This is a genomic window from Arthrobacter sp. TJ-270 (assembly GCF_058269075.1).
Map to the genome: position 1 here is coordinate 74,248 of NZ_JBZCNB010000009.1, position 16,323 is coordinate 90,570.

Consider the following 16,323-nt stretch of genomic DNA (forward strand, 5'->3'; position numbering starts at 1 on the left):
ACTACAGCTGCGCTCCCAGCTTGAAACCGTGCTGCTCGCCGTTTGCGCCGTCGTCGTCCTGCTTCCGGGTGTAGGAGAAGCCGTCAGCACCGACCGTGACGGCCATCTCGCTCTTCTCCTCACGCTCGATGACCGGCTGCGGGTTGCCGTCGAGGTCCAGGACCAGGGATGCCTCGGTGTACCAGGACGGCACAACCGGGTTGCCCCACCAGTCGCGGCGCTGGTTGTCGTGAACGTCCCAGGTGATGGTGGGGTTGTCCGGATCGCCGGTGTAGTAGTCCTGCGTGTAGATTTCGATGCGGTGACCATCCGGGTCCAGGATGTACAGGTAGAACGCGTTGGACACCCCGTGACGTCCCGGGCCGCGCTCAATGCGGTCACTGATGCGCAGCGCGCCCATCTTGTCGCAGATCTGGATGATGTTGTGCTTCTCATGGGTGGCGAACGCGACGTGGTGCATGCGCGGGCCGTTACCGCCGGTCAGTGCGGTGTCATGCACGGTCTGCTTGCGGTGCATCCACGCAGCGTAGGTGACGCCGTCGGAATCCTGGATGTCCTCGGAAACCCGGAAGCCCAGGTCCTCGAGGTACTTCCGGCCGCGGGGCACGTCCGGGGTGACCTGGTTGAAGTGGTCCAGGCGCACCAGCTCGCCGGCGGAGTAGAGGTCGTAGCGCTGGGTGAGGCGCTCGACGTGCTCCACCTCGTAGAAGAACTCGTAGGGGAAGCCCAGCGGGTCCTCGACGCGGACGGAATCGCCGATGCCCTTGGTGAAACCTTCCTTGCGGCGCTCGGTGCGGCAGCCCAGTTCCTTGTAGTAGGCCTCGGCGGCGTCCACCTCGGCGGGAGACTTCACCCGGTACGCGAAGGCCGCCACGGCGGCGACCGGTCCCTTGCGCAGCACCAGGTTGTGGTGGATGAACTCCTCAAGGGGTCGCAGGTAAATGTTGTTCTCGTCTTCCTCGGTGACGTGCAGGCCGAGGACGTCGACGTAGAACTCACGCGACTTGGCGAGGTCGGTGACCACAATCTCCATGTAGGCGCAGCGGACAATGTCCGGAGCCGGGAGTGAAGGGGTAGGTACGAAGTTGGTCATGATGTTCTCTCTTCTTTGAGCAGGAAAAGGTGTTTTAGCCCTCGTTGGCAGCGGAGTCTTCCACGCTGCCGAACTTCGGGGTATGAACAGGGCCGAGCGTGATGTGCACGGCCTGCTGGTCGGTGTAGAAGTCGATGGAGCGGTAACCGCCCTCATGGCCCAGGCCGGAGGCCTTCACTCCACCGAACGGGGTACGGAGGTCCCGGACGTTGTGGCTGTTGAGCCACACCATGCCGGCTTCGACGTTCTGCGCGAAGTTGTGCGCGCGGGTCAGGTTCTGCGTCCAGATGTAAGCCGCCAGGCCGTACCTGGTGTTGTTCGCCAGGGCCAACGCTTCGTCGTCGTTCTCAAACGGGGTGATCGCGACAACGGGACCGAAGATCTCCTCCTGGAAAATCCGCGCCTCAGGCGCGACGTCGGCAAAAACAGTCGGCGCGATGTAGTTGCCCTCCGGGAGGTGCTCGGGGCGGCCGCCGCCGGCAAGGAGCCGGCCCTCGGACTTGCCGATCTCCACGTAGGAGGCAACCTTCTCGTAGTGCTCGGGGTGGACCAGTGCGCCGACCTGGGTCTTCGGGTCGTGGGGATCGCCGACGACGATGGTCTTCGCGCGGGCGGCGTATTTTTCGCAGAACTCGTTGTACACGGCCCGCTCCACGAGGATGCGTGAACCCGCGGTGCAGCGCTCGCCGTTGAGGGAGAAGACGCCGAAGAGCGCGGAGTCAATCGCTGCGTCGAGGTCCGCATCGGCGAACACCACGCAGGGTGACTTCCCGCCGAGTTCCATCGAGAGGCCCTTGAGGTTGGCGGCTGCATTGCGGAAGATCGTCTGGCCGGTAGTGGTCTCGCCGGTAAACGAGATCAGCGGAACGTCCGGGTGCTTCACCAGGGCGTCGCCTGCTTCCTCGCCGAGGCCGTTGACCAGGTTGAAGACGCCGTCGGGGAGCCCTGCGTCCTTGAAGATCTGCGCCCACAGGGACGCCGAAAGCGGGGTGAATTCGGCGGGCTTGAGGACCACCGTGTTGCCCGTCGCCAGCGCGGGGGCGAGCTTCCACGATTCGAGCATGAAGGGGGTGTTCCACGGCGTGATCAGCCCGGCCACGCCGATCGGCTTCCGGTTCACGTAGTTGATCTGTGAGCCGGGGACCTTCATGGCGTCGTCGAACTGGGCGACGATCAAATCCGCGAAGAAGCGGAAGTTCTCCGCCGCGCGCAGGGCCTGGCCCTTGGCCTGGGTAATGGGCAGGCCGGTGTCGAAGGTTTCGAGTTCGGCGAGCCGGGATTCCTGGGCCTCGACGGCGTCGGCGATCCTGTTCAGGACGCGGGCGCGCTCGCGGGGCTTCATCTTCGGCCACGGACCGTTGGTGAAGGCTTCGCGCGCGGCGGCGACTGCGAGATCGATGTCTTCCTTCTGGCCTGCTGCCGCGGTGGCGTAGTTCTTGTTGGACACCGGGTCCAGAACATCGAAGGTCTTGCCGCCGACGGAGTCGACGAACTTCCCGTTGATGTAGTGCTGGATGTGCGTGGGCAGGTCCTTGGGCACGTAGTGGCTGGTTTCAGGGACGGTGGACGTCATTGTTTCTCTTCCTGACTGCTGGGATTTATTCAGTGGTGGCGGGCGCTTGCGCGAGGTAAGCGTCGAGGGTGGCGGCGCGGTGCTGCCGGGCGGCGCGCTCGATGGTGTCGGCGTCGGCATTGGATTCGATGAGCTGAAGCAGGGCTTCGTGTTCGCGCACGGATTCATGGGCGCGGCCGGGGACAAACCGGAAGGTTGAGGACCGCAGCGATGCCAGCCGGTTCCAGCCGCGGTGGACCAAATCGAGGATGTGCGGATTGGGACACTGCTCGAAGAGGACGTTGTGGAAGTCCTGGTTGAGCGAGGTGAAGCGGACCGGGTCGAAGTGCTCGAGGCAGTCCCGCATCTCCTCGTTCACGGCTCGGGCGCGGGCAATGGCCGTGGAGTCGATCAGCGGTGCTGACAGTGCGGTGGCCGCTCCCTCCACGATGCTGAGCGTTTGCATCGTGTAGAGGTACTCCGTCGGGTCGATCCCGGAGACTGTGGCGCCGACGTTGCGCTCGAACTTCACGAGCCCTTCGGCTTCCAGACGCCGGATCGCTTCGCGTACGGGCACCACGCTGAAGCCGAGGTCTTCGGCGATTTTCGCGAGCACCAGACGGTAGCCGGGGGAGAAGGTCCCCTCCACAATGCGCGCTTTGATAGAGGTATAGGCCTGCTCTGACTTGCTGCCCGCCTTGGTCTCGCCGGCTTCCTGCACGACGGCGGAACGTGCGACGGCGGTTTCACTCACCGGCTGCTCCTTCCGCCGAAGCCCACTCCTGGTACTTCGCCTTCCAGTCCGCGTTCATCGGGTAGAGCCCGTCAACGCTGTTGCCCTGCTTGACCATTTCGAAGATGAAGGTCTCCTCCTTCTCCTGCTGGATGCAGTCCTCCACGAGTTCCTCGGCGATGGCGGGCGGGATCACCAGGATGCCGTCGGAGTCGGCCACGATGATGTCGCCGGGCTGGACGGTGGTTCCGCCGCACGCGATGGTGATGTCGGTGTCCCACGGGACGTGGCGGCGGCCGAGCACCGCGGGATGGGGGTTGGCGAAGTAGGTGGGCATGTCGAGGTCAGCGACGGCCGAGTAGTCGCGGACGCCGCCGTCGGTGATGATCGCGGCCGCTCCCCGTACCTGGGCGCGCATGGCGAGGATGTCGCCCACTGTTCCTGTGCCCTTCTCGCCGCGTGCCTCCATGACGAGGATTTCGCCGTCGTTCACTGAATCAATGGCGCGCTTCTGGGCGTTGAATCCGCCGCCGTGGGTCTTGAAGAGGTCTTCCCGATTGGGGACGTAACGCAGGGTGCGTGCCAGGCCGACCACGCGGCGGTCCGGGCGGGTAGCCTGCAGGCCGTCGATGCTGACGTTGTTCAGCCCCCGCTTGCGCAGTTGGGAGGAGAGGGTGGCGGTGGCGACGCTCTCCAGTTTCTTCTTCAGCTCCGGTGACAGTGCCTGCGTGGCGGGCTCCAGGCCGGCGGCCTCACGGGATCCGTAGGCTTCTTCGCGCTGGGAGTCGTCGGTCTTGGGCTGCGCGCCGAAGTCAGCGAACGGCGTCGTTCCCTCCAACACGCGGGTGGTGAGCTTGCCGCTGCTGTAACTGCCGGCGGTGACTTCGATTTCGACGACGTCGCCCGGCTTGGCCACGGACGCGCCCGCTGGCGTGCCGGTGAGAATCATGTCGCCTTCCTCGAGGGTGAGGAGCTGAGACAGGTCAGCGACGAGCTGCGCAAACGGGAAGAGGAGTTCTTCAGTGGTGTCGTCCTGCACGAGTTCACCGTTGTGCCAGGTCTGTACCCGCATCGCCGCGGGATCGACGTCCCCGGCCGGGATCAGCTCCGGCCCGACCGGCGTGAAGCCGTCCCCTCCCTTGGATCGGACGTTTGAGCCCTTGTCCGCGTAGCGCAGATCATAAATCCCGAGGTCATTGCTGGCGGTAACCCAGGCGACATGGCCCCAGGCGTCTTCCAGGCTCACCCGCCGTGCAGGCTTGCCCATGATAAGCGCGATTTCGCCCTCATACCCAAGCAGCTCACATCCGAGGGGACGCTCGATGGTGCCCGGTGCGTCAATTGATCCCAAGGCGAGCGACGACGGCGGCTTGAGGAAGTAGGACGGCTGCTGCGGCGATCGGCCCCGCTGGGCGGCGCGGCTCGGGTAGTTGATGTGGACGGCGATGACCTTGCGGGTGCGGGCAAGCAATTCTGCACTCGCTGTCCGGGTCTGGGACTCCATGGTCATGCGGTTCTCTCCTCAGCGATGAACTCGTTTTACTGATGTACGAAATCGTATACGATGAGTATGGCTTGTGACGCGAAGCACGTCAACCCCTTTCTGGCAAAGCAGAAAGTGTTGTGTTGCGCATCATATCCGTCGTACAGTTTTGACACCGCCATTCGATTATTGAATTACCTGTTCAGATAACGAACAGCCGAAGAGGCGGTCGACCCGAAAAGTTCCACAAAGATGGTCGACCCGAAAAGTTCCACAAAGATGGTCGACCCGAAAAGTTCCATAAAGATGTGAGTGAGGAAAGCCCGTGCAGTTTCACCATCACGGCTACGTATCCGGTGACCCGCGAATCCAGGCTGCTGCCGGCGTCGGTGTCGACAGGCCCGAAGAGCTGCCCGACGAGGTCGACGTTCTGATTGTGGGCAGTGGCCCTGCGGGCATGCTCGCCGCCGCGCAGTTGTCCCAATTTCCGAATATCACCACCCGCATCGTGGAGCGCCGACCTGTGCGGCTCGCCATCGGTCAGGCGGACGGCATCCAGGCGCGAAGCGTTGAGACCTTCCAGGCATTCGGGTTCGCCGAGCGCATCATTGCCGAGGCATACCGGATCACAGAAATGGCCTTCTGGAAGCCGGATCCCGCTGACCCATCCCGCATCATCCGGACCGCCCGGCCGCTCGATGACCCCACCGGGATCAGCGAGTTCCCGCACCTCATCGTGAACCAGGCGCGTGTCCTTGACTACTTCGCCGAGTTCATGGCGAATGCCCCTACGCGGATGAAGCCGGATTACGGGCTGGAATTCCAGAGTCTCGAGGTTTCCGACGAGGGGGAGTATCCCGTCAGCGTCACGCTGCTCCACACGGCCGGGCCGCGCGAGGGCCAGGAACGGACGGTTCGCGCCAAGTACGTGGTCGGCGGGGACGGAGCCCGCAGCAAGGTCCGTAAGGCGATCGGGTGCACGCTGGCCGGTGATGCGGCCAACCATGCGTGGGGGGTCATGGATGTCCTCGCTGTCACGGACTTCCCCGATATCCGGCTGAAGTGCGCCATCCAGTCCGGTGAGGGCGGAAGCATCCTGCTCATCCCGCGCGAGGGCGGCCACCTGTTCCGCATGTACGTGGACCTCGGTGAAGTCGAGGCGCACACCAAGGGTGATATCCGCAGCACTACCATCGACGAGATCATCGAGAAGGCCAACGCGATCCTTTCCCCGTACACGCTTGACGTGCGCAACGTTGCATGGCACAGCGTGTATGAGGTTGGCCACCGCCTCACTGACCGGTTCGACGACGTCCGTCCGGAAGAGCTGGGAACCCGCACCCCGCGCGTCTTCATTACCGGTGACGCGTGCCATACGCACAGTGCGAAGGCCGGCCAGGGGATGAACGTCTCCATGCAGGACGGTTTCAATATCGCCTGGAAGCTCGGCCATGTTTTGGAGGGCCGCAGCCCGAAGAGTCTGCTGTCCACGTACTCCGCTGAACGTCAGGTGGTTGCGAAGAACCTGATCGATTTCGATAAGCAGTGGTCATCACTCATGGCGAAGAAGCCCGAAGAGTTCGAAGACCCCACGGAACTCGAGAACTTCTACGTCCGCACCATGGAGTTTCCCGCGGGGTTCATGACGCAGTACTCCCCGTCAATGATCGTGGGGGAGGCGACGCACCAGGAGCTTGCCACCGGTTTCCCGGTTGGGAAGCGCTTCAAGTCGGCGCCCGTCGTCCGGGTCTGCGACACCAATCCGCTTCACCTCGGCCACCACGCGACGGCGGACGGACGCTGGCGGATCTACGTCTTTGCGGATGAGCCGCTACCGGGCAACCCGTCGAAGGTCACCAACTTCGCTGATTGGCTGACGAACTCGGCCGAGTCACCGCTGGCCGCAACGCCCGACGGTGCGGATATCGACGCCTGGTTCGACGTCAAGGTGATCTACCAGCAGGATCACCACACCATCGATATCAATGCCGTGCCCGCGGTCTTCAAGCCCGAAGTTGGGCCGTTCAGGCTCAACTATCTGGAGAAGGTCTTTGGCGCTGATCCGGAAGCGGACATCTTCGAAGCTCGTGGTCTGGACCGGGGAGGCGTCGTCGTCGTCGTCCGTCCGGACCAGTACGTGGCCAACGTGTTGCCGCTGACGGCCACGTCAGAACTCGGCGCCTTCTTCGCGGGGATGCGGACAGGGCACGGGCTGGTCAGCAACCAGGTATAGCGGTTCACCAGGTGGCCGGGGAACGAGGGTTCCCCGGCCACTTTTTCGTTTTCTTGGGACGCTGCAGGCCTCTCGAGGGCCGTATGCCGGGACCGGTTACGGCGCTGAATCGTTCTGGTGTCTAATTGAAAACGATTATCATTACCTATAGTCTTCCTGGTGCCCTTACGGCCAACCACTTCCGCTGATTCAAGGACTGCGCCATGCCCCTACGCTCTTTCATGCTCTCCACTACCGCTATGGCGGCCATCGTCGCGGCTACGCTCACCGGTTGTGCCAGTAGTAACCCGGCGTCAGTCAGCGCCCCCGATGCCGGAGGTGGAGACGGGGTGCTCGACGTGATCGGCCCATATGAGGTCCACGGCCTCGACCCCACCACCGCCGAGGGAATCTTCACGCGCCTGCAGGTCGCCGAGACGCTCGTGGATGCGGATGAATCGGGGCAGTTGCGGCCCGGACTTGCGTCTGAGTGGAGTGCATCCGAGGACGGGCTGGAGTGGATATTCACCCTGCGTGAGGGCGCTGTATTCCATGACAACACACCAGTAGACGCCGAAGCCGTAGTCGCCGCTTTGGAGGCAGCACGTACCTCCGAGGCGAACACCATCGCCGTTGCTCCGATAACCGGGGTACGCGCGCAGGAGGGCGCCGTCGTCATTGCACTGTCCGAACCGTTCGCGCCGCTGCCGGCGGTTCTGGCAGCGACAAGCACACAGATTTTGGCGTCCTCTTCCTACGCCGAGGACGGAACGGTTTCCGAAGTCGTTGGTTCCGGGCCGTACCAGGTGGTCGAGGTGGCACCACCGTCGAGAATTGAGCTGGAAGCCTTCGAGGACTATGACGGGCAAGCTCCGGCGGTGGACCGCGTGATTTACGAGACCGTCGGACGGGCAGAAAACCGCGCCCTGATGGCCGAGAGCGGACAGGCCGACCTTACCTTCGGGATGGATCCGACCAGCCTGCAGCGGGTCGAAGGTAAGTCGGGGTTGCACGTGGAGTCTGCGCTGCTTCCGCGCACCATAGTGCTCAAGCTCAACGCCGAGCACCCAGCCCTTTCGGATCAGCGCGTGCGGCAGGCCCTGTCGATGGCTCTGGACCGCTCGGCGATGGCTACAGCCGTACTGCGGGATCCCGAGATCAGCGCCACCCAGATGTTCCCTCCTGCCCTTGCGTCGTGGCACAACGAGGGGCTGGACCCGTTGACGTATGACCCTGAGCGGGCAGCCGCGTTACTCGACGAGTCCGGCTGGGTGATGGGCGCCGGCGGCGTGCGCGAGAAGGACGGGCAGCCCTTGCGGGTGGAACTGCTGACGTTCCCTGACCGTCCGGAGCTGCCGACAATGGCAGCCGCTATCCAGGCAGCACTGCTGGAGGTGGGCGTTGACGTTGGGGTGCGGGTAGACAATTCGAGCGAGATTCCAGCCGGCCACGCCAACAACACACTGGAAATGGCGCTCTTCACCCGCAACTTTGCACTGGTCCCGGATCCGATTGTGACGCTCCTAAAGGACTACCCGGCTGAAGGCGGCGACTGGGGTTCAATGAACTGGAGCGATCCAGACATGCTCAAGGCCCTGGACCAGGTGGTCACCGACACGGAGCACACGGATACTGAGGCAGAGACCGCCCGCGAGCAGATCGCGAGCACTTTGCAGGAGCAGCTGCCCGTCATACCTGTGTCCTGGTACCGCCAGAGCGTGATCGTCAACGAAGCCGTTGAAGGTTTCGTCCTCGATCCACTCGAGCGCAACTGGAACCTGGCCGACGCCTCCATCCAGGACTAGCCATGAGCACCCTTTCAGCCCCTTCGGTGAAACATGTTCCGCCCGGGCGAACTGACCGCGAACACAGCCTGGCAGGAGCCGTTGGCAGGATCCTTGTCCGCCGCGCCGCCCAGGCACTCGGCGTCGCGCTCGCAGTGACTCTCACCTGCTTTGTCATCGTCCAGCACTTGCCCGGCGACATTGCCTTTCGCATTGCCGCCGGCCGCTACGGATACGACAAGGTGGATGCCGCAGCCGCCGCGGAAGTCCGCGCCGACGTCGGTCTTGATGCCCCGGCCTGGCAGCAGCTCGGCGGGTGGATCCTCGACGCTCTTCGCCTGGACTTCGGCACCTCCCTGGTCACCGGCGCCTCAGTCACTGAGGAGCTGACCCACCACTTATCCGCAACCCTGCAATTGGCCGCGGTGGCGCTCATGCTCTCGATTACCCTCGGGACGACCATCGGCCTGCTGGCCGCCCGGAGCCGCGGCGGTGTGATCGATCGACTCACCGACGCTTGGGTAGCGCTGGTCAGGGCCCTGCCGCCGTTCGTGTTGGGACTTGTCCTGATCATTGTCTTCTCCGTCCAGCTTGGTTGGGTGCCGGCGTTCGGGCACGGGGAGCGGGGAAACATCGTGCTTCCCGCGCTGACCCTGGCAGTCGGTCTTTCCGGGTTGTTCGCACGCGTAACCAGGGACACCGTGGCGCAAATCCTGGAGTCCGAACACGTGCATTTCGCGAGGACCAAAGGGCTCGCGGGCCACGTTGTGCTGGTCCGCCATGTGTTGCGCAACGCCGGTGTAACGCTGGTGGCCTACATCGGCGTCCAGGTACTGATCCTCGTCGAGGGAGTGGTGGTGGTAGAAAGCCTTTTCGCCTGGCCGGGGCTCGGTCACGCCCTCGTGCATGCGGTGTTCTGGCGTGACATCCCGGCCATGCAGGCTACCGTCCTGGCGCTTGCCCTGATCGTCGTCGTCGTTTCGACCATAGTGGACCTGGCCGTTCTTGCACTTGACCCGCGTACCAGGGAAGCCTCATGAGCGCCACACCTCCGAAAATCGATAGCGCGAACGCGGAGAGCCCGGTAGCGATTGCGGGTTCCCGGCCAACGCAGTTGTGGGGAATGACCGGACGAGCGGCCAGGCGCACCACCTGGGCACGCCTTGCATCCGCAGGCCTGCTGGCCGCCCTTGTGGTTTTCGCTCTCATTGGCCCGCTCGTCTGGCGCCAATACGCAGGCCAGGACCTGAGCCAATTCCTCCAGCCTCCTTCGCTGACAGAGCCGTTCGGCCATGATCACCTCGGGCGCAGCGTCATCGCACGACTGGCCCACGCCACCCGCCTGTCGCTCGGCCTGGCCATACTTTGTGTGGTCACCGCCGCTGCTTCCGGCGTCGCTCTCGGCTTGCTGGCCGCCTGGCGCCGCGGGTGGGTGGATCAGGTGCTGCTCGGAGTCTCCGAGGTCTTCCTTGCCATACCCGCCCTGCTGATTGTTCTGATTTTCACAGCTCTTGCTTCCGGGGAGATGTGGACGATTTATGTCGGGATCGCGCTTGCCCAGTGGGTGGAATATTTCAGGGTTGTCCGCGCCCGGTCGGTCAGCGTGCTGACCAGCTCCGCGGTCGAAGCGGCGAACCTGTTGCGGTTGGGTCCGCTGCACGTGCTGCGGCGTCACCTGTGGCCGGAGTTGGCGCCGGTGCTGCTGACCATGGGCTCGCTCGGCATGGCCTCGGCGGTGCTCGCCATGTCCACTCTCAGCTACGTCGGGGTAGGGCTCAAGCCCCCCACCGCTGAGCTGGGACTCCTTATCACCGAATCCCTGCCCTACTACTACGAGGCACCCTGGATGGTGATGGCGCCCGTCGCGGTGCTGCTCCTCCTGCTCGTAGGACTGCTTGGGCTGCGCTACCAGGAGGGTCACCGATGACCATCGAACTGCTCGACGTCCGGGTCACACATGAAGGCCGCACCCTCGTCGATGTGCCCCGACTCAACCTTGAACCCGGCCGGGCGGTGACGATCGTCGGCGAAAGCGGGAGCGGCAAGTCCCTCCTTGCCCATGCACTGATGGGTAGCCTTCCCCGGAGCCTGCGGGCCGAGGGAGAGATCCTGTTTGGCGCGGACCGTTCTTCCCTGTCCGACGCCGGCGCCAGGCGCAAACTTTGGGGTCACCGGCTGGCCTTGCTTCCGCAGGAGCCTGTGCTGGCTCTGGATCCCACCATGCGAGTTGCCCAGCAGGTAGCAGAAGGCCATCCAAGCTTCTTCCGAGGGCGGCGGGGACGCCTGAACGCGTTGCAACAGGCGAGCGGTCACCTTGCTGGACTGGGCCTTCACGGAGTGCACCATACCTACCCGCACACGCTTTCCGGAGGAATGGCGCAACGGGTGGCATTCGCGGCAGCAACGATCGGCGGGGCGCAGGTTCTCATCGCGGACGAGCCGTCAAAAGGGTTGGATTCGGTTGCGCGGGACTCCCTGGCGAGGTTGCTCGCGCAGCATGTCGAACAGGGTGGATCGCTTCTGACGATCACACATGACCTGGACCTGGCGAGGGCTTTGGGTGGAGATCTGCTGGTCATGCAGCGGGCAAGCATCGTCGAACAGGACCCCGCCGAGCGCGTGCTTGCTGCCCCCACGCATCCGTGGACGCGACGGTTGCTTGCTGCGGAGCCGAGCCGATGGGATCCGTCGTGGCGCACACCGGACACGAATAGTGCGCGCGTAACACCGCTCATCGAAGCCAGTGGACTGAGCAAGGCGTACGGGGGCAGTCAACTCTTCACTGGATTGAACGTGAGCATCGGCTCGGGGGAGCGGCTGTCGCTCACCGGTCCGAGTGGCTGCGGCAAGACCACGCTGGGCGGGATCCTTCTGAAACTTGTGCGCCCTGACGCCGGAGAAGTGCGCCACCATGACGGTCTGACCAATGGCCAGTTGCAGAAGCTCTACCAGGATCCGACTGTTGCCTTCCCTGCTCGCGTGCCGATCCGGGCGGGTCTTCGCGATGTAATCCATCGTCATCGGGTCGGACCGAACCGGGTCAGTGTGCTGATGGATCACCTGCGGCTGGACTCCTCGTTGCTGGTCCGACGTCCGGGTGAGGTGTCCGGCGGGGAGCTTCAACGGCTCGCGATCATCCGCGCCATGCTCCTGGAGCCGAAGGTGATCTTTGCGGACGAACCCACCTCACGTCTCGATCTGCTCACCCAGCAGGAAACAATGGACTGTCTCATGGATCAGGTCACTGAGCAGGACTCGGCGCTTGTTCTGGTGACACACGACGTCGGTCTCGCCACCGCGGTGACGGACCGCCGTCTGTCGCTGGGGAACGCCGGTGACGCCGCCTCGGTCGTGCCGGCGAGCGTTCGCTGACGGCGGCGAGGTTCGCGATGACTATGAGCGCAATTCCCAACACCTCAGTGGGGTTCAGCAGCTGCTTCAGGGCGACTACTCCGATGATTGCCGCGAATACGGGGTTAATGCTCATAAGAATCCCGAAGAGGCTTGCGGGGATACGCCGGAGTGCCAGGAGATCCGCAACATAGGGAACGATCGAGGAAAGGATTCCGGCGGCAACCGCATAGAGCAGAACGGTGGCACTGGGCCGGGCCTCCAGAATGATGAGGCAGGCGATGGGAGCAAAGGCCAGCGCAGACAGCCCGGCGGCGACGGCTGTTCCTTCGACGCCGGGCACACGCGTTCCCACCGTCCGGTTGAGCAGGATGTAAGCAGCCCACGACAACGCCGCGAGCAGTGCATAGCCGATGCCGACGTAATCGGAAGTCGCTTCCGGTTGGGCGATCGCGACGACGCCGGCCGCAGCGATAGCGCCGCAGGCCGCACTCCTCCTGCTGCGGCGCGTGAAGATCGCGACTGCAAGGGGGCCCAGAAACTCCAGCGTCACGGCGAGTCCCAAGCCGATACGTTCCACGGCCGAGTAGAGCCCAAGATTCATCGTTCCAAAGACAATGGCGAGGAGGATGATCGGCCACCATTGTGCCCGGGTGAGTTCCCGGATGCGGGGCCGGACAAGCGGGAGCAGAACGGCGGCCGCAATGAGCTGGCGTATAGCGACAACGCCGACAGATCCGAGGACGGGGAATGCTAGCGATCCGGTGGCGGCACCGAGTTGGTTCGATGCGGCGCTGCCCGCGAGCGTGGTGATCCCTGCGGCTCTGCCCTTGCCGGACTGCATGTTCATGGAGAAATCGTGGGCCACCCTCCGGCTATGCTCACAATTCACTTCACGCTCTATTGATGCGTGAACTGCATCAATAGACTGCTGTCATGAACATCGAGCTGCGCCAGTTGCGATCCTTCCTGGCTGTGATTGAAGCCGGCAGCTTTACGGACGCTGCGATCGACCTTGGCATCTCACAAACAACAGTGACGCGGAATGTCGCAGCGTTGGAGGCAGCTCTCGGGGTCCGGCTTCTACAGCGCACCACCAGATGGGTAGACCTCACTGCTGCGGGAGAACTTGCGGTGAGGCATGCTCGCCGGGCGCTTGACGCCGTGGATGACCTTCAGGAGGAAATTCTCACGGGGAGCCGGGTGGTGCGAATCGGTTATCCCTGGTCCGCATTGGGCCAGCACACAGCCGAATTCCAGCACAGATGGCCCGCGTCCTTCCCGAACATGACACTGCAACTGGTCAAGACGAACACGCCCACCGCCGGTCTGGCCGAAGGAAAGACGGACCTCGGCATTCTGCGTTACTGCCCGGATTCGAAGGCACTGCGTTATGCAGTCGTCGGTGAAGAGGCACGGTATTGCGCCATGGTCAGTGGCGACCCGCTCGCCCGGCGGAAAAGTGTCACGCTCGCTCAGGCGGCGACGCTGCCGCTCGCTGTGGACCTGCGCACCGGCAGCACCCGGTTATCGTTGTGGCCGCAGGACGCCCAGCCGAAGATCATTCAAACTGACGACGTCGACGACTGGCTCACAGCCATCGGATCCGGCAGCGCCCGCGGGGTCACGGCTGCATCCACGACACATCAATACCGCCGCCCGGGGATCGTCTACCGACCCATCAGGGACGCGCCGCCGGTGCTTGTCTACGCTGCCTGGGTTGCGTCGGATCCACCTGCCGGCTGCGAGAAGATCGTCGCTCTCATGGCAACCCTCTACGGGTACAACCCCGAAGGATGAGGGCACAACGCCATACGGCGCGTACCTAGTAGCTGATTGCCTGGGGGGCTCCGAGGTGCTTGAGGCCCTCGACGCCGAACTCAAGGCCGTAACCGGATGTTTTCATTCCTCCGAAGGGGACGCGTGGGTCAACTGTCCCGTGCTTGTTGGTCCAGACAGTGCCGGCCTCAATGCGGGCAGCCACCTTGAGTGCCGACTCTATGTTCGAGGACCAGACGGAAGCGCCGAGACCGACGTCCAATCCGTTCGCCATCGCGACCGCCTCATCCACGCTGGAGTACTTGATGGTTCAGGACGACGGTTTTGCCCATGCCTCGAGGACCGCTGATGAGCATGGTTCGACCTGGGGATCCGGGCCCTTCGTCCAGAGCGATCTGGAATTCCTCGATCACATCAGTTCGTCCGGCCAGGACGGTGGGGACGCTCCGAACGCGGGGCGGAAGGGGTTCCTTGGTAGCTCGGTGTCCATGACATCCTTTATAAGTTTTATACAGGTAGCAACCGTTTATAAAGTTTATACAGCGCGAAGGTCTTTGCACCTTTTATAAGCGGCCTGCTATTCATGGTCCTCATCCAGGTCCACACCGCCATAACCCTGCCCACCCGAACGACGACCGTCAGCGCGAAGGGTCGATCATCGTCATGCCGGCGGGTTTGGCCCTGTCGAACCCTGGCAACAGGGAAGCCGCCTCCGCGAGTCCAATTGTGCGCTCGATCAGCAGATCGGGCAGCAGAGACCCCTGCTCGATGAGCGCCATCATTCCCGGGTAGTCTGCTGCCGCCATGCCGTGGCTGCCCAGTACATCGAGTTCCCACGCAATCACCCGGTCCATCGGCATCCGAGGATGGCCATCGACCGGCGGCAGCAGCCCAATCTGCAGATGCCGCCCCCGGCGCCGAAGGCTCAGTAGCGCGTCGGCAGAGGTCTGCTCGCTGCCGACCGCATCGACGGCGACGTGACTGCCGCCGTCGGTAATGTCCATGACGGCAGCAGGAATGTCCGTCGCGCCGTCGGCCGGTAGCGTGTGTTCCGCACCGAGCCGTGCCGCCGCTGCCAGCGCTTCCGAGTTCCGGTCCACGGCTATGACCCGGGCGCCCATGGCGTGGGCGATCATCACAGCGCTCAGTCCTACACCCCCGGCGCCGACAACGGTCACCCACTCGCCCTGAACGACTTGTGCGCGGCCGATCAGCGCTCGGTAGGCGGTGGCGAACCGGCAGCCCAGGCTGGCCGCCGTCGCGAAGTCGACCGCCTCAGGAATAGCCACCAGATTGGTGTCGGCAGCGTGCAGGGCGACGTACTCGGCAAACGATCCCCAGTGCGTGAAACCGGGCTGCTGCTGATTCGGGCAGACCTGCGCATTTCCGGCCAGGCACCATTCACACTCACCGCAGCCGCACACGAAGGGCACGGTCACCCGGTCACCGGTCTGCCAGCGCACGACGTCGGCTCCCACCTCCGTGACGACGCCGGCGAGTTCGTGGCCGGGTATGTGGGGGAAGGCAATGTCGTCGTGCCCGGCCCAGGCGTGCCAATCGCTGCGGCATAAACCCGTCGCCATCACCTTGACCACTACGCCGCCCGGCGCCGCCGTCGGTTGGGGTAATTCCCGGACCTCTGGCGTCCCCTGAACCTGATCCAGAACTACTGCGCGCATTGCTGGAGTCTAAGCTGTTGCGAAGCTACGGACCATGTCCGTGAGTCTGGGCTTTTGTGGGTTTGGGCGGGATGACACTCCAGGACGCATTCGTGCCGGGATTCTGGTTGGAAGGGAATCCCAAAGGCCAGGGCGAAGACGCCGCTGATCACCCCCGCGGTGAGGGCCACTCGACCCGCGATTCGACCCAAGGACGCGCCCACCGCTCCAGTTTAGCTGTCGGACCCTGTAGTCGGGATACCGGCAGCTGGTTCCTGTTATTGGAATGTGATTGTAATTGCAAGATTGCATTACTTCTCATTTTCGGTAAGCTACAAATTCCTTGAAGCGGTCCGTGCCTTTGGAGGAGTTGTGATGAATAGCAAATTCAGATTGACGCCGAGCGACCAGTTCCCAGAGGATCTGGAGGGCTTGGGAGACGAGGCCCTGCACGTTCTGCACAGCAGGCTGCGGCGCCAGATGGACGCGGAATACTCCGCAGGGTGGTTTCCATCCGAGACCGAGGTGCGCCTTGACGAGGTTCGGGTAGAACTGGATCGCCGCGAAAACGGGGAGCCTTCCCGCATCGAGTGGAACCGGCGGGCAGATGTCCGGAAGGCAAGCTGACCACAAGAAAGCGCTTGGCAACAGTTTGCTAAGGCTTTGAATCATGGTTGC

12 protein-coding genes and 2 pseudogenes are annotated in these 16,323 nt (G+C 63.7%); 7 read left to right on the plus strand and 7 right to left on the minus strand.

Features of this window, described 5'->3' with window-relative positions; genetic code table 11:
• Position 1 precedes the first annotated feature (1 nt).
• The 4 genes from hpaD to AC4D2M_RS15025 are packed head-to-tail and all read right to left on the minus strand — an operon-like array spanning position 2 to position 4,888.
• Positions 2 to 1,093 carry a 3,4-dihydroxyphenylacetate 2,3-dioxygenase gene (hpaD, locus tag AC4D2M_RS15010; protein WP_490892694.1) on the minus strand — a complete coding sequence of 364 codons (1,092 nt, stop codon included), beginning with the start codon at positions 1,091 to 1,093 and terminating at the stop codon, positions 2 to 4.
• Positions 1,094 to 1,127: 34 nt separating this feature from the next.
• A complete protein-coding gene (gene hpaE, locus AC4D2M_RS15015) occupies positions 1,128 to 2,666 on the minus strand; it encodes a 5-carboxymethyl-2-hydroxymuconate semialdehyde dehydrogenase (RefSeq protein ID WP_490892695.1) in 1,539 nt (512 codons plus the stop codon).
• A 25-nt stretch (positions 2,667 to 2,691) separates the two neighbouring features.
• A complete protein-coding gene (locus AC4D2M_RS15020) occupies positions 2,692 to 3,399 on the minus strand; it encodes a GntR family transcriptional regulator (RefSeq protein WP_490892696.1) in 708 nt (235 codons plus the stop codon).
• Complete coding sequence (locus AC4D2M_RS15025; RefSeq protein ID WP_490892697.1) at positions 3,392 to 4,888, minus strand: fumarylacetoacetate hydrolase family protein; 1,497 nt, start codon at positions 4,886 to 4,888, stop codon at positions 3,392 to 3,394. Before AC4D2M_RS15025 ends, AC4D2M_RS15020 begins: the two co-directional genes overlap by 8 nt.
• A 298-nt stretch (positions 4,889 to 5,186) precedes the next feature.
• Here AC4D2M_RS15025 and AC4D2M_RS15030 point away from each other — a divergent pair, with 298 nt between their 5' ends.
• The 5 genes and pseudogenes from AC4D2M_RS15030 to AC4D2M_RS15050 form a co-directional block, all read left to right on the plus strand.
• Entirely contained in the window at positions 5,187 to 7,094 is a 1,908-nt protein-coding gene (locus AC4D2M_RS15030) for an FAD-binding monooxygenase (RefSeq protein ID WP_490892698.1), read from the plus strand.
• 203 nt (positions 7,095 to 7,297) lie between these two features.
• Complete coding sequence (locus AC4D2M_RS15035) at positions 7,298 to 8,878, plus strand: ABC transporter substrate-binding protein (protein ID WP_490892699.1); 1,581 nt, start codon at positions 7,298 to 7,300, stop codon at positions 8,876 to 8,878.
• A 2-nt stretch (positions 8,879 to 8,880) separates the two neighbouring features.
• A complete protein-coding gene (locus tag AC4D2M_RS15040; RefSeq protein WP_490892700.1) occupies positions 8,881 to 9,897 on the plus strand; it encodes an ABC transporter permease in 1,017 nt (338 codons plus the stop codon).
• Positions 9,894 to 10,784, plus strand: coding sequence for an ABC transporter permease (locus AC4D2M_RS15045; protein WP_490892701.1), 891 nt, complete (start codon positions 9,894 to 9,896; stop codon positions 10,782 to 10,784). Before AC4D2M_RS15040 ends, AC4D2M_RS15045 begins: the two co-directional genes overlap by 4 nt.
• Positions 10,781 to 12,034, plus strand: a pseudogene (locus AC4D2M_RS15050) (ABC transporter ATP-binding protein); the annotation flags it as partial. The gene AC4D2M_RS15045 and the pseudogene AC4D2M_RS15050, both read left to right, overlap by 4 nt.
• A gap of 64 nt (positions 12,035 to 12,098) precedes the next feature.
• On the opposite strand, the gene AC4D2M_RS15055 reads toward AC4D2M_RS15050, so the two are convergent.
• Positions 12,099 to 13,058, minus strand: coding sequence for an EamA family transporter (locus tag AC4D2M_RS15055; RefSeq protein WP_490892702.1), 960 nt, complete (start codon positions 13,056 to 13,058; stop codon positions 12,099 to 12,101).
• 86 nt (positions 13,059 to 13,144) lie between these two features.
• Here AC4D2M_RS15055 and AC4D2M_RS15060 point away from each other — a divergent pair, with 86 nt between their 5' ends.
• The gene (locus AC4D2M_RS15060) at positions 13,145 to 14,008 is read left to right on the plus strand and encodes a LysR family transcriptional regulator (RefSeq protein ID WP_490892703.1); all 864 of its coding nucleotides are present in this window, start codon (positions 13,145 to 13,147) and stop codon (positions 14,006 to 14,008) included.
• A 25-nt stretch (positions 14,009 to 14,033) separates the two neighbouring features.
• On the opposite strand, the pseudogene AC4D2M_RS15065 reads toward AC4D2M_RS15060, so the two are convergent.
• A pseudogene (locus AC4D2M_RS15065) lies at positions 14,034 to 14,294 on the minus strand (aldehyde dehydrogenase family protein); the annotation flags it as partial.
• 331 nt (positions 14,295 to 14,625) lie between these two features.
• A complete protein-coding gene (locus AC4D2M_RS15070) occupies positions 14,626 to 15,666 on the minus strand; it encodes a zinc-dependent alcohol dehydrogenase family protein (protein ID WP_490892704.1) in 1,041 nt (346 codons plus the stop codon).
• Positions 15,667 to 16,020: 354 nt separating this feature from the next.
• Between AC4D2M_RS15070 and AC4D2M_RS15075 the strand changes: the two genes are divergently transcribed.
• Positions 16,021 to 16,272 carry a hypothetical protein gene (locus AC4D2M_RS15075; RefSeq protein ID WP_490892705.1) on the plus strand — a complete coding sequence of 84 codons (252 nt, stop codon included), beginning with the start codon at positions 16,021 to 16,023 and terminating at the stop codon, positions 16,270 to 16,272.
• Positions 16,273 to 16,323 lie beyond the last annotated feature (51 nt).